Source organism: Streptomyces sp. NBC_00162 (assembly GCF_024611995.1).
Classification (GTDB): Bacteria; Actinomycetota; Actinomycetes; order Streptomycetales; family Streptomycetaceae; genus Streptomyces.
Window position 1 is genome coordinate 3,507,201 of record NZ_CP102509.1, and the last position, 21,481, is coordinate 3,528,681.

The window sequence follows — 21,481 nt, forward strand, 5'->3', positions numbered from 1 at the left end:
AAGAGCACCATGGTCGCCCGGGCCGGGCTCGCCCTCGCCGCCGCGCTGCTGGCGCTCGGCGGCTGGGGCGTGGCCGGGGCGCCGCCCGCCCGGGCCGAGGATCCCGTCACCCTTTCGCAGCAGGGGCAGATCACCGACCGGGTCGGCGCACTGGGAGACCGCAACGCCGCCGTCGCCGCCGCGATCGACAAGCTGTACGCCGACCGGAGGATCCAGCTCTTCGTGACGTACGTACGGGACTTCTCCGGGCGCTCCGCCCAGAGCTGGGCCGACGCCACCGCGGAGAAGAACGGCCTGGGCCAGGACGACGTCCTGCTGGCGGTGGCGACCGGGGCCCGCCAGTACGCCTACTCCGCCGCCGTCGACTCCGGATTCACCGAGCAGCAGCTCGCGGACGTCGCCCGGACGGCCATCGAGCCCGCCCTGAGGCAGAACGACTGGGCGGGGGCCGCCATCGGCGCGGCCAACGGCTACAACGCGGTGCTCGGCGGGCAGCCCGTACCCGTGCCCGCCATCACCCCCGGCCCGGCGGATCCCGGCGGCAAGGACAGCGGGGAGAGCGGGGCCGGGGACTACGTGCTCCCGGTGATCGCGGTCGGCGCGGCCGGGGCGCTCGGGGCGTACGCGTACTCCCGCCGCAAGCGCAAGGACGCCGCCGGCGGCGGTCGCGGTACGAAGACCGGGCCGGGCTGGCCCGAGGGAGCGCCCGACCGGCTCCCGCTGCCGGAGCTGGACGCGAAGGCCAAGGCGCTGCTGGTGGAGACCGACGACTCCATCCGCACCAGCATCGAGGAACTCGGCTTCGCCACCGCACAGTTCGGCGACGAGGCGGTCGCCCCCTTCAACACGGCCGTGGAGTACGCCAAGAGCGAGCTGACGCACGCCTTCCGGCTGCGCCAGCAGCTCGACGACGCCTATCCGGAGGACGACGCGACCCGGCGCCGGATGCTGGACGAGATCGTCGCCCGGTGCACCGAGGCGAGCCGGCGGCTCGACGCCGAGACCGCGGACTTCGACCGGCTGCGGGACCTGGAGAAGAACGCCCCGCAGGCCCTCGCCACCGTGGAAGCGCACTTCCGGGCGCTGACGGGGCGCACCACGACGGCCGTGGCGACCCTGACCGCGCTGACGCAGCGGTACGCGGACTCGGCGTCCGCGCCCGTCGCCTCCAACCCCGAACAGGCCGAGGACCGGCTGCTGTTCGTCACCACCCACCTCGGCGAGGCCCGTGCCGCCGTCGACGGAGGCGACAACGGCAGGGCGGCCGTGCACGTACGGGCCGCCGAGGGCGCGGTCGACCAGGCCGCGACACTGCTCGACGCGGTGGAGCGGCGGGCCCAGGAGCTAGCGGAGGCGGCGGGGAAGCTGCCGGGCGCGCTGAACGAGACGGAGACCGACCTCGCGGACGCGGGCGGGCTGCTCAGCGGCACCTCGGAGGGCACCTCGACGGCGGATCTGCGGGGCCGCATCGGCCGCGCCGAGTCGGTCCTGGCCGACGTACGGCAGGAACAGGCGGGCGGCCGGTACGACCCGATCGACGCGCTGCGCCGGGTCGAGGAGGCCGACGCGGCCCTGGACGAGGCGCTGGCCGGCGCGCGGGAGCGGGAGTCGGGCCGGCAGCGGGCGACGGCCCTGCTCGAGCAGGCCATGCTCTCGGCGCGCAGCGCGATCGGCGCGGCCACGGACTACATCACCACCAGCCGGGGCGCGGTCGGCAGCCAGGCCCGCACCCGGCTGGCGGAGGCCCAGCGGCACATCGAGCGGTCGGTGTCGATGAGGGAGCCGGACCCCGCGGCCGCGCTGGCGGAGGCCCAGCAGGCGGACGCGCTGGCCCGGCAGGCACAGCAGCTGGCGGAGCAGGACGTACGGGCGTACCAGGACCCGTACGGGGGCCGCCGGTCCGGCGGCGGCCAGGGCGGCGCCGTACTCGGCGGGATCATCCTCGGCGAGCTCCTGCGGGGCGGAGGCGGGTTCGGGGGCGGCGGGGGCGGCCGCGGGCCCGGATCCTTCGGCGGCGGCGGAACCCGCGGCCGGATGGGCGGCGGCGGCCGCTTCTGAACCTCAGCGCGTACCCACATCCCTCACCAGGAGAGACCCACCATGAGCAAGCAGACCATCCTCGGCCGCGTCACCCAGCTCGCCAAGGCCAACATCAACGCGCTGCTGGACCAGGCGGAGGACCCGCAGAAGATGCTGGACCAGCTGATCCGGGACTACACGAACAACATCTCGGAGGCCGAGCAGGCCGTCGCGACGACGATCGGCAACCTCCGGATGCTGGAGGCCGACCACAAGGAGGACGTGGAGGCGGCGGCCGAGTGGGGCGGCAAGGCCCTCGCGGCGAGCAAGAAGGCGGACGAGCTGCGGGCGGCGGGCTCGGCTGCGGACGCCGACAAGTTCGACAACCTGGCGAAGGTGGCGCTGGGCCGGCAGATGCAGTCGGAGAAGGAGGCGCAGACGGCGGAGCCGACGATCGCCGCCCAGACGGAGGTCGTCGACAAGCTCAAGTCCGGTCTGGACTCGATGAAGAACAAGCTGACGGAGCTCCAGGCGAAGCGCGACGAGCTGGTGGCCCGGGCCAAGACCGCGCAGGCGCAGAACACGATGCTGGACGCGGTGAAGAACATCGACGTCATGGACCCGACCAGCGACCTGAACCGCTTCGAGGAGAAGGTGCGGCGCGAGGAGGCCATGGCGATGGGCAAGCAGGAACTGGCCGCGTCCTCCCTGGACGCGCAGTTCGAGTCCCTGGAGGACCTCGGCAAGACCTCGGAGATCGAGGCCCGCCTCGCCGCCCTGAAGGCCACCGCCTAGGCCCTGCCCGGGCGACAGGACCTGGGCCCCGTCCGGCCCGCTACCCCTACCCGTACATGCCCAGCAGCTGCTCCGCCGAGAGTTCCGCCACGGCCTCCGCCGCCGCGCCCGGGAGCGGGAGCTCGAACCAGACCGTCTTGCCGCGGTGGGTGCGCCGCGTGCCCCACCCGGCCGACAGCAGGCCCACCAGCTGGAGGCCCCGCCCGCCCTCGTCCGTGTCGCGGGCGCGGCGCCGCCGCGGCTGGACCAGGTTCGCGTCCCACACCTCGCACACCAGGGTCCGGTCCAGCAGCAGCCGGAGCCGGATCTCGCCCTCCCCGTAGCGCAGGGCATTGGTGACCAGTTCGCTGACCAGCAGCTCGGTGGTGTCCAGCAGTCCCTCCAGGCCCCACGCGGGCAGCTTCGCCCGCGCCAGCTCCCGCGCCCGGCCCACCGAGCGGGCCTCGCGCGGCAGCTGCCAGTCCCCCACCGCGTCCTGCGGCAGGCCCTGTACCCGGGCCATCAGCAGGGCGATGTCGTCCTCCCCGTGCCGGGTGTCCAGCGTGTTCAGGACGTGGTCGCAGACGTCCTCCAGGGGGCGGACCGGGTCCGCCAGGGCTTCCCGCAGCCCGCGCAGGCCCTCCTCCAGCGGATGGTCGCGCGACTCCACGAGTCCGTCGGTGTACAGCGCGAGCAGCGCCCCCTCCGGCAGGTCCACCTCTACCTCCTCGAACGGCTCCCCGCCCACTCCCAGCGGCATCCCGGGCGGCACCTCCAGCAGCAGCGCGGGCCGCGGCCGCCCGGCCTCGTCCGGTGGTTCCACCAACACGGGCGGCATGTGGCCCGCATTGGCGATGGTGCAGCGCCGCGTCACCGGGTCGTACACCGCGTACACACAGGTGGCGAGGTACACCTCCGAGCGGTCAGCGTCCCGCGAGTGCAGGGCCGCCCGCGAGGCCTGCTGGGATCCGCCGGGCGCCCCGAGGCCCCGGGCGATCTCGTCCAGCGCGGTCAGCACCTCCGCCGGTTCGAGGTCCAGCAGCGCCAGGGTCCGTACGGCGGTGCGCAGTTCGCCCATCGCGACGGCGGCCCGCAGCCCCCGTCCCATCACGTCGCCGACGACCAGCGCCGTGCGGTGGCCGGGCAGCTCGATGACGTCGAACCAGTCGCCGCCGACCTCGGTGGCCGCGTTCCCCGGCAGGTACCGGCAGGCGATGTCCAGGCCGGCCGCCTCCGGGTCGCCGGGCGGCAGCAGGCTGCGCTGCAGTATCAGCGCCCGCTCGTGCTCGCGGCGGTAGAGCCGCGCGTTGTCGATGCAGACGGCGGCCCGTGCGGCCAGCTCCACGGCCACCGCCCGGTCCCGTTCGCCGAAGGGTTCGCTGCCCTTCGTACGGGAGAACTGCGCGAGGCCGACCACCGTGTCGTGGGCGACCATCGGCACGACGAGCGTGGACTGCACGAGATCGTCCGCGCCGCCCCCCTCGATGAGCCGCGGCCGTGCCGTGCGCAGCGCCAGCGCCCCGGGCGAGGCCGCCGGATAGCGGTGCACCTCGCCTACGGAGACCAGCGCGCCCGGTCCCGACAGCGGGGCGTCCGAGACGGCCGAGGCGAAGGCGACCCGCCGCAGCGGCGCGGACGGAGCGCGGCCCGCGCCCAGCCCGGGCGGCAGCGAGGGCACCCCGGGTCCTTGCGGCCGCGCGGGCCGGTCGTCGTCGCCGAGCAGCAGCCCCTGGTAGAGGTCGACGGCGGCCAGGTCGCAGAAGCCCGGGACGGTGACGTCGAGGAGTTCGCGGGCGGTGGTCTCCAGGTCGAGGGAGTTCCCGATGCGGTGCCCGGCCTCGTTGAGCAGTGCGAGATTGCGCCGGACCCCGGCGGCCTCGCGGGCGGCGAGGTGACGGCGTGTGACGTCGGTCCCGATCCCGGCGATGCCGATGGGCCGGCCCGTCCCGCCGTGCACGCGGTAGAGGTTGATGGACCAGTGGCGGTTGTCCCGGCTGCCGGGGGCGGCTCCGGTGATGCGGAGGTCGGTGACCGAGTCCCCGGTCTCCAGCACCCGGCGCAGGGCCTCGGCCATCCGGTCGGCCTCGTGCACCGGCAGGTAGTCGTGCACGGTCCGGCCCCGGTGCTCCTCGGCGGAGCCCCCGAAGACGGCGGCGAAGCGGCGGTTGGCCCGCTGCACGGTCAGGTCCGTACCGAAAAGGAGGAAACCGAAAGGAGATTGGCCGAATATGGCCTGTGACGCCGCCAGATCGGATTCGATGCGCCGCAGCGCGCGCACGTCGACGACGACACACAGCGCGGCCCGCTCGGCGGCTTCGGTCTGCGTGGGCATCACGTAGATCTCGGCCACGCCGTGCTCACCGTCGCCGCCCGGAATCCGGAAGGGGACGAGGCCCGTCCATTCCTTGCCGTCGAGAATCTCGGCGACCCGGCGGTGTCCGCCCGCGCGCAGCTCGGGCGGCATGAAGGCGTCGACCGGATCGCGGCCCACGGCTTGGGCCGCGGTCAGCCCGAAGAGATCCTCGGCGCGCAGACTCCACTGGTCGATGAGCCCGTCAGGACCGATCGAGAAAGAGGCGACCTTTATGTAGTCATATATCGAACCAGGCGGACTGCTGTGCCACAGGGAGTCGTGCCATGTCTCCCCGGGCACCCTGGTCTGATGTGCCTGCGCAGGTATCTCGCTCACGCGACCGTCCCCTCCAGCTCACCGCAACCGGACCGGCCATGACCGCAGTATTCAGCACCACGGCCCCGGACGGCACGGCGTTCACGATCACAAAAAGGTCCCGTTAGTTTCGAGCCACCTCGTGTGATGGTCGGCCACCCGTCACCTTGTTACTCACCAGGAAGAGCCAACTCGAACCACACAGTCTTGCCCGACTTCCCGTGACGGGTCCCCCAGCGCTGCGAGGAGACGGCGACGAGATGCAGCCCGCGGCCGCCCTCGTCGTCGGCGTGGGCGACCCTCTCCCGGGGCGGATCCGGAAGCGGATCGGAAACTTCCACGAGGAGGGCGGCGCCGCCGACCGGACTGCCGGCGGCCGGATTCCGCCGTACCAGACGGACGCCGATGGGACCGGACGCGTACCGCAGGGAGTTGGTGACGAGCTCGCTGACCAGCAGGACGGTCACATCGCCGACGGATTCGAGGCCCCAGGCCCGGAGGGCGCCGCGCACGGCGTGCCGGGCGGTGCGGACGGCGCCGGGCTCAGCGGGGAAGGCCCACTCGGCGCATTCACCGTCTGTGTCGATCACGCCGATCACTTCCCGGGCCGGCAGCGACCCCAGTCCGGTTCGTCGGGGACGAAAGGGGGACGAGATTGGGACTAATAGCGACATACCCCCTATTTGGGGCGTCGTACCACTCGACCCCCCATGCACCGGCGCACTGTGGCGCAGACGGCCTAGAACGCGAGCGTCACGCGCCCCCGGGCGCCCCGTCGTGCAGTTTCGGGCGCTGCCCGGCGCGCAGGCGGCGCCCGGCCTCGGCGACCGCGGGCCGGTCCTGGTCGAGCCAGTCCACCGACTCCAGCTCATCCGGCCCCAGCCAGCGCAGCTCGTCGTGGTCCTCCAGCGGCGCGGGTTCACCGGAGACCAGGCGGGCGGTCCACACGTGCAGGACGAGGCCGGGCTTCAGCGGCCATTCCCCCGGGATGCGCTCCAGCGGCTCGGCCTCGACGCCGAGCTCTTCGCGCAGTTCGCGCACCAGCGCCTCGGGGACGGACTCACCCGGCTCGGCCTTGCCGCCCGGCAGCTCCCAGCGCCCGGCCAGCTCCGGAGGTGCGCTGCGACGGGCGGCCAGCAGGCGCCCCTCATGACAAAGGGCTCCGCCCACGACCACTCGTACAGTCATGGGCGGAGCCTATGTCAACACTGGATGCTCAGTTCATCGTGGCGGTCTGACCGATCCGCTCGACCCAGTAGACCTGCTTGTGTCCACGGTCGTCGAGGCTGTCGACGACCTTCTGGGCCTCGGCCCGGGTGGAGTACCGGCCCACCCGGTAGCGGTTGCCGTTGTCGTCCTGACGTATGACCAGCCACGGGAGCAGGGCACCGCTGTCGTTCATCGCGTTTCACCCTCCGCCGACGCACCTGACCGGGAAACCGCATTGCGCATATGCCCGAGCTTACGCCCGGACTTTACGGAGCGGATACGGTTTTTCACGAAGAGGTACCTCGCAGGCGTACGCATCCGGCCATGCGTACGAGCGGGCCGTACGCGCCGGTTCAGACCCGGCGTACGGAGGGCACGGGAAGGATCACCGTGCCGCTGCGGCGGGCATCCCCGCAGGTGGCCCCGAGGGCGCGGCCCCGTCCCGACCGGACGGGGCGGTCGGCGTCTCGCGGACCGGGCCGACGGGGGCGGGGCGAGGATCGCGAGGACGAAGGCGATCACCATCGCGCCGAAATCCGACGGGTTGACACCCCGTCACCCGCGGGCACTGCACGGCGGTTACACCCCCGCGGGCCGCGGGCTCACCTCACCGGGAGGTGGTACGCCAGGCGGTAGCGGTCCGCCGGGACGACCACGTCGGCCGTTTCGACCGCGCGGCCGGACGCGTAGTAGGTGCGGCCGATCACGAGCACCACGTGCCCGGGGACCCCGCCGAGGAGGACGAGTTCTTCCGCCAGTCCGGGTCTCGCGCCGACCTCCTCCACCACGTTGTCCACGACGACATCGATCGCGGCCATCCGGTCGACCACCCCGGAGCCCCCCAACGGCCCCTCCTCCGGCAGCATCACCGGCGTCCGGCCGGTCACGGCCAGCGGCTCCCACGAGGTCGACAGCATCATCGCCTCCCCCGCGTCGCGGAACACGTACCGCGTCCGCATCACCCGCTCGCCCGGCTCGATGCCGAGCCGCTTGGCGATCTCCGCCGGGGCCGCCGCCTGCTCGCTGTTCGAATCCCACGTGCCGCGCGCCCCGGCCTCCGACTGCTCCTGCCGGAACGGGGTCGAGGTGCGGCCCGTGCGGTAGCCGGAGCGCGCGACCCGCCGCGGCACCGGCTGCTCCCGTACGTACGTACCCGACCCGGACCGGCCCTCGACCAGCCCCTCCGCCATGAGGACCTTGCGCGCCTCCAGCGCCACGGTGTCGGAGACCCCGTACTCCTCGCGGATGCGAGCCTGCGAGGGGAGCCGGGCGTGCGGGGGCAGGGAACCGTCGACGATCTTCCGTCGCAGATCCCCGGCCACGCGCAGATAGGCCGGCTGCTCACCGAAAGTCACTGGCCACTCCCATCAGGTTGACAGACAGCTACAGCCTGGCAACCGACGGTTGTAGACCGCAAGCAAGGGCCAGAGTTTCACCCGAAGTGATGAAGCCAGGTCACCCAAACCCGTTACCGCGCGTTACGCGGACGACGTCACGCCGGCTGCGAGGAGGGGCCCCGGCCGGACCCGCCCTCCGGGGACTCCGGGGACTCCGGGGACTCCAGCAGCCACTCCGGAACCTCCGTCGAGAGCCCGTACGCCCCGCGCAGCGCCTTCTCCGTCTCCACGGACATCGTGCCCAGCGCCCGCTCCCACTGCCGGTCGAAGTCCGCGACCGTCTTCGCCTGGGAGGTCCGCTGCCATGCCGTGCGGGCCGCCTCGATCTCCTTGAGCTGCGCCTGGACGGCCTTCTCCAGCCCCGGCCGGGCCTTGTCGGCCTCCAGCACCTTCGCCTCGTCGCCGAGCGCCGAGTACACCGTGCGCGCCCACGCCTGGTGCTCCGGGAGCGTGTCCTCCAGGTCCCCCTCGGGCGGCCGGCCGAGCACGAACTCGACCTCGTTGGCCACGCGCAGGAAGGCCGACTGCTCGGGCTTCAGCGATCCGGCGTCCTGGCGCAGGCTGCCGCGCCGCTCCTCCTCGGTCGTACCGATCACGCACACCAGCCGCCGGTCCCCCTGGCGCCAGGACTGGCGCGAGGGCGCGAAGTAGAACATCTCCGCGTAGGCGGGCAGCGCCCACGTGTCCATCGCGTACGCGTCCTGCGCCTTCCAGCACTCGTCCTCGGACGCCCGGTCCGCCTCGGCCGACTCGGGGACGCTCTCCGGGTCCAGGTCCAGCAGCTTGGACGCGGTGACCTCTCCGTGGTGCGTCTGCGCGCAGTCGACCTTGTACGTCAGGGGCCGGTCGTCCAGCAGGTCCCCGCCCGGGACGTTGAAGCAGTCGCCCGCCCGCAGGTCGTCGAGGTCCCTGAGGTCACCCTCGACGTCGGCGAACTCGCCCATCGCGCCCATCCGGTCGCGGACCGCCGTGGCGACCCGGTCGACCGTGAGGACCATGACCCCCGTCATCACCACGGACACCGCCAGGCCCACGATCGCGAGCGCCCTGCCGCGCTGGCGCCGCTTGGCGATCTGCACGAGGGCCACGATGCCGAAGACGATGCCCAGCGGCGGCAGGCACAGCAGCCCGACCAGGAGCGAGGCGAGCGCGAAGCCGTTGAGCGCCTGCTCCGGATGCGGCTGCCCGTAGCCGGGTGGCGGCCCCCACCCCGGCTGCGGGGAGGGCGGCGGCCAGGAGTGGCCCGGTCCGGAGGGAGGGCTCGGCGGGGTGCTCACGGGCTGGGGACTCCATCAAAGGGCGGGCATCACAGGGGGCGCGAACGAATGCGCGAATAGTACGCAGCGGGGGCGACCGCCCAGTCGGTCGCCCCCGCTCGTTCATCGCGGCTCAGCGCGTGCGTTCAGTTCCGGTGCCTCAGAACTGGAGCGCCCAGGAGTCGATCTTCCCGGTGTCGATGTTCGCGTTGTCGTTCACCCGGAGCTTCCACACGCCGTTGGCCACCTCGGAGGAGGCGTTGACGGTGAAGGTCTTGATGATGTTGTCGGCGCTGCCGCCGGCGCGGTTGTGCAGGGTGTAGACGGTGCCGTCGGGGGCGACGAGGTCGACCTTCAGGTCACCGATGTACGTGTGCTTGATGTCGACCGGCACGCTCAGCGTGGCCGGGGCGTTGCCGGAGACTCCGCTGACGGTGACCGGCGACTCGACGGTCGAGTTGTCGTTGATCGCGAAGTCGGCGGTGTTCTCGAACTTCGGGCCGGGCGGGACGGTGCCGCCGGCGCCCACGTTCAGCAGACGGTTCGGGGAGCCGGTGCCGGGGCTGGTCACCACGTTCGGGGTCGAGGCGCTCACCAGGCCGTCGCGGACCTGGGCCGGGGTGCTGGCCGGGTTCTGCGAGAGGTAGAGGGCCGCGGCGCCCGCGACGTGCGGCGAGGCCATCGAGGTGCCGGAGATGGTGTTGGTGGCGGTGTCGCCCGTGCCCCACGAGGAGGTGATCGAGGAGCCCGGCGCGAAGATGTCCAGGATGGTGCCGTAGTTGGAGTAGCTGGCCTTCGCGTCGGTGTTGGTGGTGGCGCCGACCGTGATGGCCTCGGCGACGCGCGCCGGGGACTTGGTGGAGGCGTCGGTGGACTCGTTGCCCGCCGCGACCGCGTAGGTGATGCCGGAGGCTATGGAGTTGCGTACGGCGGTGTCGAGCGCGGAGTCCGCGCCGCCGCCGAGCGACATGTTGGCCACGGCCGGCTTGACGGCGTTGCGCGTCACCCAGTCGATGCCCGCGACGACCTGGGCGGTCGTACCGGAGCCGTTGTTGTCGAGCACCCGGACGCCGACGATCTTGGCCTTCTTGGCCACGCCGTACGCGCCGCCGCCGACGGTGCCGGCGACGTGCGTGCCGTGGCCGTGGCCGTCCTGGGCGGTGTTGTCGTTGTCGATCGCGTCGTAGCCGTCCGAGGCGCGGCCGCCGAAGTCCTGGTGCGTCTTGCGGACGCCGGTGTCGATGATGTAGGCGGTGACGCCCTCACCGGCCTTGTCCGGGTAGGTGTAGCTCTGGTTCAGCGGGAGCGCCCGCTGGTCGATGCGGTCCAGGCCCCACGACGGCGGGTTGGGCTGGGTGGCGTCGACGGTGAAGACCCGGTTCTGCACGACCGACTTGACCGCCGGGTCGGCGGCCAGCTTCTTGGCCTGCGCCTCGGAGACCTCGACGGAGTAGCCGTTGAGGGCGGCGCTGTAGGTACGGTCGATCTTCGCCCCGTACCGCTTGGCGACGGCCTTGCCGCTGTCCGCGGTGGAGCGGGCGGCGGAGTCGTGCAGAGTCACGATGTAGCTGCCGGAGACGGTCCCGGCGGCGCCGGCGTTCTCGATGACGCCCTGCGGGCCGTTGTCGGCCGCCGAGGCGGGCAGCGCCGCGGCCGCGCCGAGCGCGAGGGCCACGACAGCGGTCGCACTGATGCCGGCGAGCTTCCGGCGGGTGTGACGCATCACGGACATGTGAGGGGTCCTCCTCATAGGCGGTGCGTTGCGGGGGGTGGGACGGAGCCGTACGGGCAGACGTACGGGCATGTGGGATAGCCATGCCCATGACAAATCATTCGGCCCAACGGGCTGCCGCCTCCGAAAGGTTGACCCACCGTCGCCACCTCCCACAAGAGGCCAGGCGACGCGTAACATCCGTGCCACACGCCCGCCATGATCAAGCAAAGGCGCTCCGCACATGACGCATGCACTCCCCGGATACCTCTGCCCCGAGGACGGCACGCGCGCGGACGTCCGTACCGCCCCGTGGTGCTGCCCCCTCTGCTCCGGCCCCTGGGACCTCGACTTCACACCGGATCCGGCCAGCGTGCTGGAACCTTCCGCCGGGCCCAACTCGCTGTGGCGGTACGCCGCCGCGCTGCCCCTGCCGGGGGCGTTCTCCGTATCGCTGGCGGAGGGAAACACTCCGATGGTGCCGCTGGCAGAGCGGGTTCACGCCAAACTCGACTTCCTGATGCCGACGCTGTCGTTCAAGGACCGGGGCGCGGTGATGCTCGCGGAGGTGGCCCGGCGGCTGGCTCCGCGGCGGGTCGTGGCGGACAGCAGCGGCAACGCGGGGGCGGCGGTGGCGGCGTACTGCGCGCGGGCCGGGCTGAATTGTGAAGTTTTCGTGCCCGAGGGCACCTCGGAGAAGAAGACCGACCGGATCCGGGCCCACGGGGCGGCCGTACGGGTCGTCCCCGGCGGGCGCGAGGCCACGGCGGAGGCGGCCCGGGCCGCGGCGGACGAGCCGGGGGTGTTCTACGCGAGCCACGTCTTCAACCCGTACTTCCTGCACGGTACGAAGACGTACGTGTACGAGATCTGGGAGGCCATGTCGGGCCGGCTGCCGGATGCCCTGGTGGTCCCGGTGGGCAACGGCACCCTGCTGCTCGGGGCCGCGCTGGCGGTGGAGGAGCTGGCCCGGCGCGGGGTGCGGCCGCCGGCGCTGATCGCCGTCCAGGCGGAGGCGGTGGCTCCGCTGGCGTCGGCCTTCGCCGCCGGGGCGGAGGACGCCGAGCCGGTTCCGCAGCTGCCCACCCTGGCCGAGGGGATCGCGATCCCGGCGCCGCCGCGGGCCCGCCAGATCCTGGCCGCGGTCCGCAAGTCGGGCGGCACGTTCCTGACGGTCCCGGACGAGCGGCTGCGCGAGGCCCAGCGGGACCTGGCGCGGCGCGGACTCTCCGTGGAGCCGACGGCGGCGGCCTGCTGGGCCGCGGTGGGGCCGCTGTCCCCCGACGACCCCTTGCAGGGCCGCACGGCGGTCCTCCCCCTCTGCGGCGCGGGCCCGAAGTAGCCTGCGGCGCCGCCGCCGACTTCCATGTCGGAAACTCGCGCGCCTCGACCGGCCAGGTCTGTTCAACTGGCCTCATGACCACAGATCTGGCCCGCGCCTTCGCGGATCTGCACAGCCCGGCCAAGCCGCTGGCCCTCCCCAACGCCTGGGACGTCGCCAGTGCCCGTCTCGTCGAGGCGGCCGGCGCAGCGGCCGTCGCGACCACCAGCGCCGGGGTCGCGTGGTCCCTCGGGTCGCCCGACGGCGACGCCCTGGCCCGCGACCGCGCCCTCGACCTCATCGCGCGCGTGGCCGCCGCCGTGTCCGTCCCGGTCACCGCCGACATCGAGAGCGGCTTCGGCGCCGACCCCGCCGCCGTCGCGGAGACCGTCGCCGGGGTGCTGGCCGCCGGCGCGGTCGGCATCAACATCGAGGACGGCACCCGCGCCCCCGCCGAGCACGCCGAGCGCGTGGCCGCCGCCCGCTCCGCGGCCGATGCCGCCGGGGTCCCGCTGTACATCAACGCCCGCGTGGACACGTACCTGAGGGGCCTCGGCGACCCCGCGACCCGCCTCGACGAGACCCTGGCCCGCGCCGCCGCCTACCTGCGGGCGGGGGCCACCGGCGTCTTCGTCCCCGGCGTCACCGACCCGGCGACCGTCGCCGAGCTCGCCAAGGGCATCGACGCCCCGCTCAACGTCCTCGTCGGCCCCGGCGCCCCGTCCGTCGCCGAGCTCGGCGCCCTCGGCGTGGCCCGGGTCAGCCTCGGATCCTGGGTGGCCGAGGCCGCGTACGCCGTGGTCCGCCGCGCCACCGAGGAGCTGGTCTCCGGCGGCACGTACGGATCGCTCGCGGGCTCCCTGCCGTACGGCGAGCTGAACAGCCTGCTCGAAGGCTGAGAGGATCCAGCCATGCGCACATCAACCCCGGTGGAGAGCCGGTCCACGACCACCCCGCACCGCAAGATCAGCGGCGCGGTCTGGACTGCCCTCGTCCTGGTCTACGTCGTCTGGGGCTCGACCTACCTCGGGATCCGGATCGCCGTCGAGACCATGCCGCCGTTCCTCTCCGCCGGGGCCCGCTTCATCACCGCCGGCCTGCTGCTGGCCGGCGCCGTCGCCTGGCGGTCCGGCCCGGCCGCACTCAAGGCCACGCGCTCGCAGCTCGGCTCGGCGGTCCTGGTCGGCCTGCTGCTGATCCTCGGCGGCAACGGACTGGTCGTCCTCGCCGAGACCTCGGTGCCGTCCGGGCTCGCCGCGCTGCTGGTGGCGGCGGTGCCGATGTGGGTGGTGCTGCTGCGCGCGGGCAGCGGGGACCGGCCGCCGCTGCGCACCCTGGGCGGGGTCCTGGTGGGCCTGGCCGGGCTCGCGGTGCTGACCAGCCCGGGGCTCAGTGGCGCGGTGCAGCTGTCCGGGGTGCTGCTGGTGCTGGCCGCGTCGGTGCTGTGGTCCCTGGGCTCGTTCTCCGGGTCGAAGCTGAGGCTTCCGGAGAATCCTTTCACCGGGAGCGCGTACCAGATGCTCGCGGGCGGGATCGGCGGAGTGGTCGTCGGCCTGCTGCGCGGCGAGCACCGCGGCCTCGACCTGACGGCGTACTCCACCGCCTCCTGGCTGGCCCTCGGCTACCTGGTCGTCTTCGGCTCGCTCATCGCGTTCACGGCGTACACCTGGCTGCTGCGCAACGCGCCGCTGTCGCTGGTGTCCACGTACGCGTACGTCAATCCCGTGGTGGCGGTGGCGCTCGGGGCGCTGATCCTGAGCGAGGCCGTGACCTGGCCGATCATGCTCGGCGGCACGATCGTCGTGGCGGCGGTCGGCGTGATCGTCAGCACGGAGCGCAAGAAGTAGCGCACAGGGACGCGGAGGACGCGGAGGGACGAGACGGAACCCGACGGGACCCGACGGGGCACTCAGCCCCGCGCGGCCTGCTCGTACAGCGCCTTCGCGTGCTCGTCGAACAGTGCGGCAGTGGAGTCCACGTCCGTGTCCCCGCCGCTCAGCACCCCGATCAGCCGACCGGGACGGTCCGACCCGCCCCGGTCGGCGATCCAGGGGCTGCCGCTGGTCCCCGTCCAGAACCCGGCGCAGCTGATGTAGAGCATGTCCGGGTCGTCATCGTCGTGGCGGGTCTGCGTCGTGCAGGAGACGGGTTTGTTCTGCGGGTTGTGCTCGGACTCCGGGTATCCGACGACGGTCACGTCCCGCTCGTAGCCCGAGGTCCAGTCGGGCTTCGGGGTCTCGGCGCGGCCGCCGACGACCTCCTGGACGCTGCGCCCGTCGCCGTCCGGTGCGATGGTGAGGAAGGCGAAGTCGGCGGTGTCCTCGCCCCACTTCGTCCAGCGGTCGTCCACGTGGATCGAGCGGACCTTCCACGTCCCCAGCGGCTGGCTGCCGGTGCCCTCGCCGGAGAAGGCGGGGGCGAAGGCCAGCTCGCCGATGGCCAGGCCGTCGTGGGCGACCTCGCCCGGGCTGCCGTCCTCGCCGGCCGGGGCCACGCAGTGCGCGGCGGTGGCGACGACGTTGCCCTTCGGGCTGTCGACCACGCTCGCCGTGCACCAGTGCTCGCCGTTGGCCATGAGGACGCCGACGGTGGGGAAGGGATGCACCGGCCGCTCGCCGGGCGACTTCAGGAACAGGACGGCGAACACCGCCGCGATCCCCGCCGCGGCTGCCACCGATGCCCCCTTCACCACCGGGCTCACCGCACGCCGGACTCGGGTGTCGGTGCCGCCATCACCTTGCTGATCCACGCCAGTGCGCCCTCCCGCATCCCGCGTACGTACGACTTTCCGTTGTGCTCACCATCCTGGATCACTTGCAGCGTGGTGTGCACGGGGCCCTTGCCGTAGTCCTTGATGAACTGTTCGGCCTTCTCGCGGCCGGTCTCGGCGGTGCCGATCTGGAAGTTGACGTAGACGTCCGGGCCACCCTCCGTGATCAGCTTCTCGGCGAGCTTCTCGGGGTTGTTCTCGTCCATGGCCTGCGTGTTCCCCTTCCACAGCGGGGAGTCGGGGACGATGTCGACCCCGCTCGCGATGGCCGCCTTGAAGCGGTCGGGGTACTTCAGGACGTGCTTGAAGGCGCCGAATCCTCCGGCCGAGGAGCCCATGAAGGCCCACCCGTCGCGTGAGGTGAAGGTCCGGAAATTGGCCTTCGTGAAATCCGGGATGTCTTCGACCATCCAGGTGCCCATCCTGGGCTCTCCGGGGATGTCCGAGGCGTCGAAGTGGTGCTTGGTGTCGGCGTTGTGCACCGGCATGATCAGGATGAAGGGCAGGCTCGTACCGGCCTTCGCCCCGTCGCTCACGGCCTTCTGGAGGCCGAGGCCGGGGCCCGTCCCCCAGTAGTTCGTGGGGTAGCCGCGGCCGCCGGGCAGGGAGATTAGGACCGGGAAGGCGCTCTTGGCGTACTTCGGGTCGTCGTACTCCTTGGGCACCCACACCCATACGTCGCCCGTGAATCCGGACTTCGGGCCGGTGAGCGTGGTGCGGCCGATCTGGGTGCCGTCGGGCAGCCGGCTGGTGCGGACGAACTCGGCCTTCGGGCCGGTGGGCATGCGTACGCCCGGACGGGTGTCGGAGACCTTGGCGGCCTTCTCCTTCTCCTTCCCCTTCTCCTTCTCCTTGACGTCGACCTCGACCTTCCCGAAGGAGACCGGATCCCCTATGTCCGAGAAGAGCCCGTACTTGTACGCTGCGGCGCCGCCCCCGGCGGCGAGGGTGAGCGCGAGCCCACCGGTGATCAGAAGCAGGCGCAGGCGCTTGGGGCGACGGCCGCCCTTGGTCATGGGGCTGCCGTCGCCTTGCTGGTCATGCTGCACGGATTTGTCCCGTTCCTTATCCGGCGCTCACGAAGGAGCGCGGGCCGGACCGATCGGTCCCCCTTACACCCTTTACAGAGGTATGAACGACGGGATGGGTTGCCTGGGACGGGCGGGACGTGGCCGGCACCACGTGACGGACGGGTCAGGTCAGGCGGCGTCGGGCTTCGGGGCCTTGAGCACCTTGCTGATCCACTCCAGGGAGCCTTCCTTCATGCCCCGGACGTAGTGCCAGCCGTTGTGCTCGCCGTTCTGGATGTCGCGGACGGTCGTCTTGACGGGGCCCTTGCCGTACGCCTGCACGAACCTCGTCATCCGCTCCTTCCCGCTCTCCTTGGTACCGATCTGGAAGTTGATGAAGACCTCGGGCCCGTTGGTGTCGATCAGCTTCTGGGCGAGCTTCTCCGGGTTGTTCGCGTCCATCTCCGCCTGGTGGCCCTTCCAGAGCGGGGAGTCGGGGACGATCTCGCCGCCGCTGGCGATCACGGCCTTGAACCTGTCCGGGTGCTGGAGGACCGTCTTCATGCCGACGAAGGCACCGGAGGAGGAGCCCATGAAGGCCCAGCCGTCACGGGACTTGTACGTACGGAAGTTGGCCTTGGCGAAGGCCGGGACGTCCTCGGCGATCCAGGTGCCCATCTTGGGCTGGCCGGGGATGTCGGCGCCGTCGTAGTAGTACTTGTTGTCCGGGTTGAGCACCGGCATGACCACGATGAAGGGGAGGCTGGTTCCGGCCTGGACGCCTTCGCTGATGGCCTTCTGGAGGCCGAGGCTGCGGTCGGCCCAGTAGTTCGTCGGGAAGCCGTTGCCGCCGGGAAGCGCGATGAGCACCGGGAAGCCGCTCTTGGCGTACTTCGGGTCGTCGTACTCCTTGGGCGCCCACACCCATACGTCGCCCTCGAAGCCGGACTTCTCGCCCGTGAGGCGGGTCTTGGCGATGATCGTGCCGTCGTCGAGCTTGGCGGTCTGCTTGAAGTCGGCCTTCGGGCCCGTCGGCATGAGCACGTCCGGGTCGCCGGAGGGCGAGGGCTTGCCGGACGGGGACTGGCTCGGAGCCTGCTTGTCCGCGGCCGCCGGGGGCGGGGTGCTGGCCTTGCCGAAGCTCACGGCCTCACCGTTGCCGGACAACCAGTCGAGCTTCCAGGCAGCGAATCCGCCGCCGCCCAGTACGAGCACGAGGGCGACCACCGCGCTGATCCATATGAGGCGGCGGGAGCGCTTGGGCTCCGGCTGGTACGGGTCGTGGTGCACGAACTTCGCTCCGAACGGTCTTGACTGCCCCCGGGGGCAGAACGGCTGGGCACGGCTGGGCATCCCTTAGTCCTGATGTCCGGATCCGCGGCACAGTTCCAAATCCCAGCAAAATACCTGGCCGGAACCGGGCGGCGGTGGGCGGGACCGGGCGGAGGCGGGCGCGACAGGGCGTGACGGAGCGCGACGGAGCACGGCCGGGTGCGACAGGGCGTGACGGGCTATGACGGAGCGCGAAAAGACGGGCCTCAACGCTGGCCGTCGAGCACCTCCGCACACCGGCCCAGCAGGTGGATGAGCTGCTCCCGCTCCTCCTCGGTGAACGCGGCGGCCAGCGCCCGCTCCACCCGCACCGCACCGGCATCGGCCAGTTCCAGTGCCGCGCGCCCCTCGTCCGTGAGCCGGGTCTCCAGCACGTTGCGGTGCCACTCGTGGGGGGTCCGCTCGATGAGCCCGCGCTCCTGGAGGTTCTTCAGCACGGTGTTCATGGTCGGCGGGGTGACCCCGCACAGCCGCGCGAGCGCGGCGGCGGAGATGCCGGGCTTCTCGTCCAGCCAGAGCAGCGCGGCGTACTGCGGAACCGTTACTGCGGCCGGCTTGCACGCGGCGTTCTTCGCCGCGAGAAGCGCCTGCTCAGCGCGCTTGAGGTGCGAGCCGATGCGCTCCGCGGGGGCCATGGAGGTCATGACCGCATCCTACGGCCCGACCCTTGCGAGCATTAGAGCTCTCACATACATTCGACTACACCCGATCAGTAGAGGACACCTGATGAAGCTTCTGGCCACCGCCCTGACCACCGCCCTGGCCGGGGCCCTCACCCTGGGAGCGGCCCCGGGCGCGCCTGCGGCGACTCCTGCTCCGGCCGCGGACGCCCGAATATCCACGGCCTTCTCCATACCCGGCGCGAAGGTCTACCCGGAGGGCATCGCCACGGATGCCCGTACCCACGCCGTCTACGTCGGCTCGTACGCGGACGGCACCGTCTACCGGGCCCGCCCCGGCCGGTCCGAGGCCGAGGTCTTCCTGCCCGCCGGCACCGACGGCCGCCGCACCGCGAACGGCCTGCGGGTCGACGCGCGGGGCCGCCTGTGGGTGACGGACTCCACCACGGGGGTCTCCGTCTACGACACCGCGACCGGTACCCGCCTGGCCCACTTCGAGGTGGCCGGCGACGCGCCCCGCTTCGTCAACGACCTGACGATCACCCCGGACGGCACCGCGTACCTGACGGACAGCATCCGCGGAGTGCTCTACCGGGTGACCCCGGCCCAGCTGGCCGCCGGCAGCGGCCCCCTCACCGAGGCCTACGACCTCACGCCCGCCCTGCGCCCCCGTCCCGCGGGCGGCTTCAGCCTCAACGGCATCGTCTCGGACCGGGCGGGCCGCTGGCTGCTCACCGTGGACATGGTCGAGGGCGACCTCTACCGCGTGGACCTGCGCACCGGCGCCGTCCGCCGGGTCGACCTCGCCGGCGCCGACCTCAAGGCAGCCGACGGCCTCGACCTGTCCCCCGACGGCACCCTGCGCGTGGCGCACAACGCGCCCAACACGCTGACGCGCTGGCAGCTCACCCCGGACGGCACCCGCGCCCGCCTGCTGCACACGATCACGGACCCGTCCCTGCAGATCCCGACGACCCTCACCCACTCCCGGGGCCGCACCCTGGTGGTCCGCTCCCAGTTCGACAAGGGCGGCCCCATGTCCCCCGGCTCGGGCACCCCCACGACATTCACGATCGCCTCGGTCCGCGGCCTCTAGCCCTCCCCACGCAACGCGGCCCCGCCGGGCGGGCAGTGACCGACCGGTGCGTGGAGAAATCCATGGCACACCGGCGGGACCTGCGACGAGACTGCGCAGGTGAACGACCGCCACCCCTGCCCCTGCTGCGGACACCGCGTGCTCGACGCCATGCCCGGCTCCTACTCGATCTGCCCCGTCTGCTTCTGGGAGGACGACGAGTTCCAGTTCCGCTGGCCGACCGTGCCCGTCGGGGCCAACAGCGTTTCCCTGGTCGAGGCCCAGCACAACTACCGCCGCTTCGGCGCCTGCGACCGGCACGGCCGCCAGTACGTCCGCCCGCCGGCCGAGGACGAACCGCTCGACCCCGCCTGGCGCCCCATCGACCTGACGCGCGACTCCTTCGAGGACTGGGACGCGGACGAACCCACCCCGTGGCCCGACGACCGCTCGGTGCTCTGCTGGTGGCTCCCCACCTTCTGGCGCCGCGACGCCCCGGCGTCATGACCTCCCCCATCGAGCGACTCGTCCAGCAGCTCGACGGCGAGCCCGGCGAGTCCTACGACGCCCGCGCGGAACTGATCCGGATCGGCTCCAAGCCATCCCGGCCATCGTCGACGGACTCCCCCCCCCCGGCGGCTTCGGTCAGCTGACCGCCATCGAGGTCTTCGAGGCGGTGGGCGATCCCCGCTGCGGCCCTGCCCTCATCGGACTGCTGGGCGGCGACAACCCGACCGTCCGCGAATGGGCGGCGATCGCCCTGGCGAGCCTGGAGATCGACGACGCGGTCGAGCCCCTGCGCCGCGCCTACCGCGCCTGCCTGGAACGGGCCACCTCGCGGGAGTGGACCGAGCCCGACGGCATCCGCTGGGCCCTGACCGAACTCGGCGCCCGCAGCCCCGTCGTCCCCTCCCTGACCGCCCGCCTGCGCACTGATACCGGGTCGGACAGCCCCGGCTGGCCCTCTGCCCACTTCACGGCGATCATCAACGACCTGGCTGCAATACCGCGGCCAGCGATCGGCGCGCTGCGTCATTGGCCAGCGTGTATGCGCCCTCCGGGTCCGTGGCCAACACCTGTCGCGCGGAGCTGACATGCGTACGCGCCCGGACCAGTTCCGCCTCGGCGGCCTGCTGGGAAGCAGGCACGCGTTCAAGTCGGCCACCGTCAATGAGCGCACCGACCGTCGATCCCCCTTGATTCCAACGCGTCATTGCGCCTCCAGGTCAAGGTTCAACCGGACCAGCGGACGTTCCCGAACGCTCGTGAGGAACGGATCATCCGTGCGGGCCTCCCACGCCTCTGCGGAAACCCGAAGGACATTGACCTCGCGACGCAACCGTGTGGACACCTCCTCGGCGAGGTCAAAGAGCGCGTCAGCATCGGGATCACCCGCAACAACGACATCGACATCCGCCGGCGGCGGCCCCGGCTCGCCGTTGTACCGAGCGGCCCAAGAGCCGTAGATGTACGCCTGCTGCACACCTTCGAGTCCCGCGAGCGCTTCGGTGAGCAACGGCAACGGACCGAAGGAGACGGACATGCGATCGCTCAGCGGACGGTACAGCGGGGTGTCCGTTCGAGCCTTGACGAGGCGACTGCGCCCCACTCGCCGATCGGTCAGGATCCCGCCGCCGGCCAACCGGCCAACCTCGCGCAGGACAGCGGTGGGCGTCACCCCGACGCCATTGGCAAGCTCAGTGATGCTGTACTCGCGCTCCGGGTGCAGCAGCACGAGGGCGAGGAGCTCGCCCTGAATGCGAGATCGCAGGATCGGGAGCAGGCTCGGTGAGACTTTCATTGGACGCGGGATATCAAGCGCCCGATGAAAGTAACAATCAGCAGTCGGATGCTCACCCACACCGCATGGACTCCCCCGCCCGCCCGAAGTCAGCACCCAGTCAGCACGAGAATGCCGAAGGGGTCGGACTCGACAGAGCCCGACCCCTTCCGACCTGCGCGCTTGACGTATTAGACGTTGAAGCGGAATGCCTGCGGACCGACCCTGACCTGCGGCGGAGCCCCGCACAACGCCCTGACCAGGCGTTTCTCCGTTTGCGTGCGTTGGGTCCCGACGGGCACTTACGGGTGCCCTGCGGACTGACTGCGGACTGGCTTGCGGGGTCTCCACGGAGTCGAGGTGCCTGCGCAGCTCCGCCGCGATCTCTTCGTCGCCGCCCTCGCCCGGCAGCGGCCACGGGTCCCGTTCGCCGTTCGCCACAGCGAGGCTGCTCGCGAACCAGGCGAGGTGAGGTGCAAGCACGAAGGAGTCCCGGAGCCGCGCAAGGTGGGATCGGGAATGTCTCCCTCAGAGCCCTC

Annotated in this window: 21 protein-coding genes; 9 read left to right on the top strand and 12 right to left on the bottom strand. The window is 72.0% G+C overall.

Annotation, left to right across the window (positions count from 1 at the left end):
* Window positions 1-9: 9 nt before the first annotated feature.
* Together JIW86_RS16065 and JIW86_RS16070 are read left to right on the top strand one after the other, a co-directional pair.
* On the top strand, window positions 10-2,058 hold the full coding sequence (locus JIW86_RS16065) for a TPM domain-containing protein (protein WP_257559334.1): 2,049 nt from the start codon (window positions 10-12) through the stop codon (window positions 2,056-2,058).
* A 42-nt stretch (window positions 2,059-2,100) separates the two neighbouring features.
* Entirely contained in the window at window positions 2,101-2,814 is a 714-nt protein-coding gene (locus JIW86_RS16070; protein ID WP_215146033.1) for a PspA/IM30 family protein, read from the top strand.
* A 46-nt stretch (window positions 2,815-2,860) separates the two neighbouring features.
* Here the strand turns inward: JIW86_RS16070 and JIW86_RS16075 are convergent, their stop codons facing one another.
* The 7 genes from JIW86_RS16075 to JIW86_RS16105 all read right to left on the bottom strand — a co-directional run bounded on the left by JIW86_RS16075 (window position 2,861) and on the right by JIW86_RS16105 (window position 11,055).
* Complete coding sequence (locus JIW86_RS16075; protein ID WP_257559335.1) at window positions 2,861-5,473, bottom strand: SpoIIE family protein phosphatase; 2,613 nt, start codon at window positions 5,471-5,473, stop codon at window positions 2,861-2,863.
* 158 nt (window positions 5,474-5,631) lie between these two features.
* Entirely contained in the window at window positions 5,632-6,060 is a 429-nt protein-coding gene (locus JIW86_RS16080) for an ATP-binding protein (RefSeq protein WP_257554351.1), read from the bottom strand.
* A gap of 154 nt (window positions 6,061-6,214) precedes the next feature.
* Window positions 6,215-6,649: a (deoxy)nucleoside triphosphate pyrophosphohydrolase gene (locus JIW86_RS16085; protein ID WP_215146028.1), complete on the bottom strand. Its 435-nt coding sequence runs from the start codon at window positions 6,647-6,649 to the stop codon at window positions 6,215-6,217.
* Window positions 6,650-6,677: 28 nt separating this feature from the next.
* On the bottom strand, window positions 6,678-6,863 hold the full coding sequence (locus JIW86_RS16090) for an SPOR domain-containing protein (RefSeq protein WP_069921775.1): 186 nt from the start codon (window positions 6,861-6,863) through the stop codon (window positions 6,678-6,680).
* Window positions 6,864-7,272: 409 nt separating this feature from the next.
* Window positions 7,273-8,025, bottom strand: coding sequence for a GntR family transcriptional regulator (locus JIW86_RS16095; RefSeq protein WP_257554354.1), 753 nt, complete (start codon window positions 8,023-8,025; stop codon window positions 7,273-7,275).
* Between the two features lie 137 nt (window positions 8,026-8,162).
* Window positions 8,163-9,344, bottom strand: coding sequence for a DUF4190 domain-containing protein (locus JIW86_RS41445; protein ID WP_263862065.1), 1,182 nt, complete (start codon window positions 9,342-9,344; stop codon window positions 8,163-8,165).
* 139 nt (window positions 9,345-9,483) lie between these two features.
* A complete protein-coding gene (locus JIW86_RS16105; protein ID WP_215146022.1) occupies window positions 9,484-11,055 on the bottom strand; it encodes a S8 family peptidase in 1,572 nt (523 codons plus the stop codon).
* A gap of 223 nt (window positions 11,056-11,278) precedes the next feature.
* Here JIW86_RS16105 and JIW86_RS16110 point away from each other — a divergent pair, with 223 nt between their 5' ends.
* The 3 genes from JIW86_RS16110 to JIW86_RS16120 all read left to right on the top strand — a co-directional run bounded on the left by JIW86_RS16110 (window position 11,279) and on the right by JIW86_RS16120 (window position 14,202).
* Window positions 11,279-12,376, top strand: coding sequence for a threonine synthase (locus JIW86_RS16110; protein ID WP_257554355.1), 1,098 nt, complete (start codon window positions 11,279-11,281; stop codon window positions 12,374-12,376).
* A 74-nt stretch (window positions 12,377-12,450) separates the two neighbouring features.
* Window positions 12,451-13,254, top strand: a complete 804-nt coding sequence (locus JIW86_RS16115; RefSeq protein ID WP_257554356.1) for an isocitrate lyase/PEP mutase family protein — start codon at window positions 12,451-12,453, stop codon at window positions 13,252-13,254.
* Between the two features lie 12 nt (window positions 13,255-13,266).
* Window positions 13,267-14,202, top strand: a complete 936-nt coding sequence (locus JIW86_RS16120; protein ID WP_257554357.1) for an EamA family transporter — start codon at window positions 13,267-13,269, stop codon at window positions 14,200-14,202.
* 62 nt (window positions 14,203-14,264) lie between these two features.
* Here the strand turns inward: JIW86_RS16120 and JIW86_RS16125 are convergent, their stop codons facing one another.
* The 4 genes from JIW86_RS16125 to JIW86_RS16140 all read right to left on the bottom strand — a co-directional run bounded on the left by JIW86_RS16125 (window position 14,265) and on the right by JIW86_RS16140 (window position 18,111).
* Window positions 14,265-15,029, bottom strand: a complete 765-nt coding sequence (locus JIW86_RS16125; protein ID WP_257554358.1) for a trypsin-like serine peptidase — start codon at window positions 15,027-15,029, stop codon at window positions 14,265-14,267.
* A 23-nt stretch (window positions 15,030-15,052) separates the two neighbouring features.
* Entirely contained in the window at window positions 15,053-16,174 is a 1,122-nt protein-coding gene (locus JIW86_RS16130; protein ID WP_257554359.1) for an alpha/beta hydrolase, read from the bottom strand.
* A 150-nt stretch (window positions 16,175-16,324) separates the two neighbouring features.
* Complete coding sequence (locus JIW86_RS16135; protein ID WP_257554361.1) at window positions 16,325-17,425, bottom strand: alpha/beta hydrolase; 1,101 nt, start codon at window positions 17,423-17,425, stop codon at window positions 16,325-16,327.
* A 248-nt stretch (window positions 17,426-17,673) separates the two neighbouring features.
* The gene (locus JIW86_RS16140; RefSeq protein WP_257554362.1) at window positions 17,674-18,111 is read right to left on the bottom strand and encodes a MarR family winged helix-turn-helix transcriptional regulator; all 438 of its coding nucleotides are present in this window, start codon (window positions 18,109-18,111) and stop codon (window positions 17,674-17,676) included.
* 82 nt (window positions 18,112-18,193) lie between these two features.
* Between JIW86_RS16140 and JIW86_RS16145 the strand changes: the two genes are divergently transcribed.
* The 4 genes from JIW86_RS16145 (at window position 18,194) to JIW86_RS16160 (ending at window position 20,255) form a co-directional block, all read left to right on the top strand.
* Window positions 18,194-19,183 (top strand): SMP-30/gluconolactonase/LRE family protein, encoded by a 990-nt coding sequence (locus tag JIW86_RS16145; protein WP_257554363.1) that lies wholly within the window; start codon window positions 18,194-18,196, stop codon window positions 19,181-19,183.
* Window positions 19,184-19,282: 99 nt separating this feature from the next.
* Complete coding sequence (locus JIW86_RS16150) at window positions 19,283-19,669, top strand: CPCC family cysteine-rich protein (RefSeq protein WP_257554364.1); 387 nt, start codon at window positions 19,283-19,285, stop codon at window positions 19,667-19,669.
* Window positions 19,666-19,815, top strand: coding sequence for a hypothetical protein (locus JIW86_RS16155; RefSeq protein ID WP_257554365.1), 150 nt, complete (start codon window positions 19,666-19,668; stop codon window positions 19,813-19,815). The genes JIW86_RS16150 and JIW86_RS16155 overlap by 4 nt, the downstream gene beginning before the upstream one ends.
* 23 nt (window positions 19,816-19,838) lie before the next feature.
* Window positions 19,839-20,255, top strand: a complete 417-nt coding sequence (locus JIW86_RS16160; RefSeq protein ID WP_257554369.1) for a HEAT repeat domain-containing protein — start codon at window positions 19,839-19,841, stop codon at window positions 20,253-20,255.
* Window positions 20,256-20,372: 117 nt separating this feature from the next.
* Here the strand turns inward: JIW86_RS16160 and JIW86_RS16165 are convergent, their stop codons facing one another.
* A complete protein-coding gene (locus JIW86_RS16165; protein WP_257554371.1) occupies window positions 20,373-20,963 on the bottom strand; it encodes a winged helix-turn-helix domain-containing protein in 591 nt (196 codons plus the stop codon).
* Window positions 20,964-21,481 lie beyond the last annotated feature (518 nt).

Coding starts and splice junctions, on each gene's coding strand:
- JIW86_RS16065 (WP_257559334.1), top strand. CDS start 10: ATGGTCGCCCGGGCCGGGCTCGCCCTCGCCGCCGCGCTGCTGGCGCTC.
- JIW86_RS16070 (WP_215146033.1), top strand. CDS start 2,101: ATGAGCAAGCAGACCATCCTCGGCCGCGTCACCCAGCTCGCCAAGGCC.
- JIW86_RS16085 (WP_215146028.1), bottom strand. CDS start 6,649: ATGACTGTACGAGTGGTCGTGGGCGGAGCCCTTTGTCATGAGGGGCGC.
- JIW86_RS16090 (WP_069921775.1), bottom strand. CDS start 6,863: ATGAACGACAGCGGTGCCCTGCTCCCGTGGCTGGTCATACGTCAGGAC.
- JIW86_RS16105 (WP_215146022.1), bottom strand. CDS start 11,055: ATGTCCGTGATGCGTCACACCCGCCGGAAGCTCGCCGGCATCAGTGCG.
- JIW86_RS16110 (WP_257554355.1), top strand. CDS start 11,279: ATGACGCATGCACTCCCCGGATACCTCTGCCCCGAGGACGGCACGCGC.
- JIW86_RS16115 (WP_257554356.1), top strand. CDS start 12,451: ATGACCACAGATCTGGCCCGCGCCTTCGCGGATCTGCACAGCCCGGCC.
- JIW86_RS16120 (WP_257554357.1), top strand. CDS start 13,267: ATGCGCACATCAACCCCGGTGGAGAGCCGGTCCACGACCACCCCGCAC.
- JIW86_RS16140 (WP_257554362.1), bottom strand. CDS start 18,111: ATGACCTCCATGGCCCCCGCGGAGCGCATCGGCTCGCACCTCAAGCGC.
- JIW86_RS16145 (WP_257554363.1), top strand. CDS start 18,194: ATGAAGCTTCTGGCCACCGCCCTGACCACCGCCCTGGCCGGGGCCCTC.
- JIW86_RS16155 (WP_257554365.1), top strand. CDS start 19,666: ATGACCTCCCCCATCGAGCGACTCGTCCAGCAGCTCGACGGCGAGCCC.
- JIW86_RS16165 (WP_257554371.1), bottom strand. CDS start 20,963: ATGAAAGTCTCACCGAGCCTGCTCCCGATCCTGCGATCTCGCATTCAG.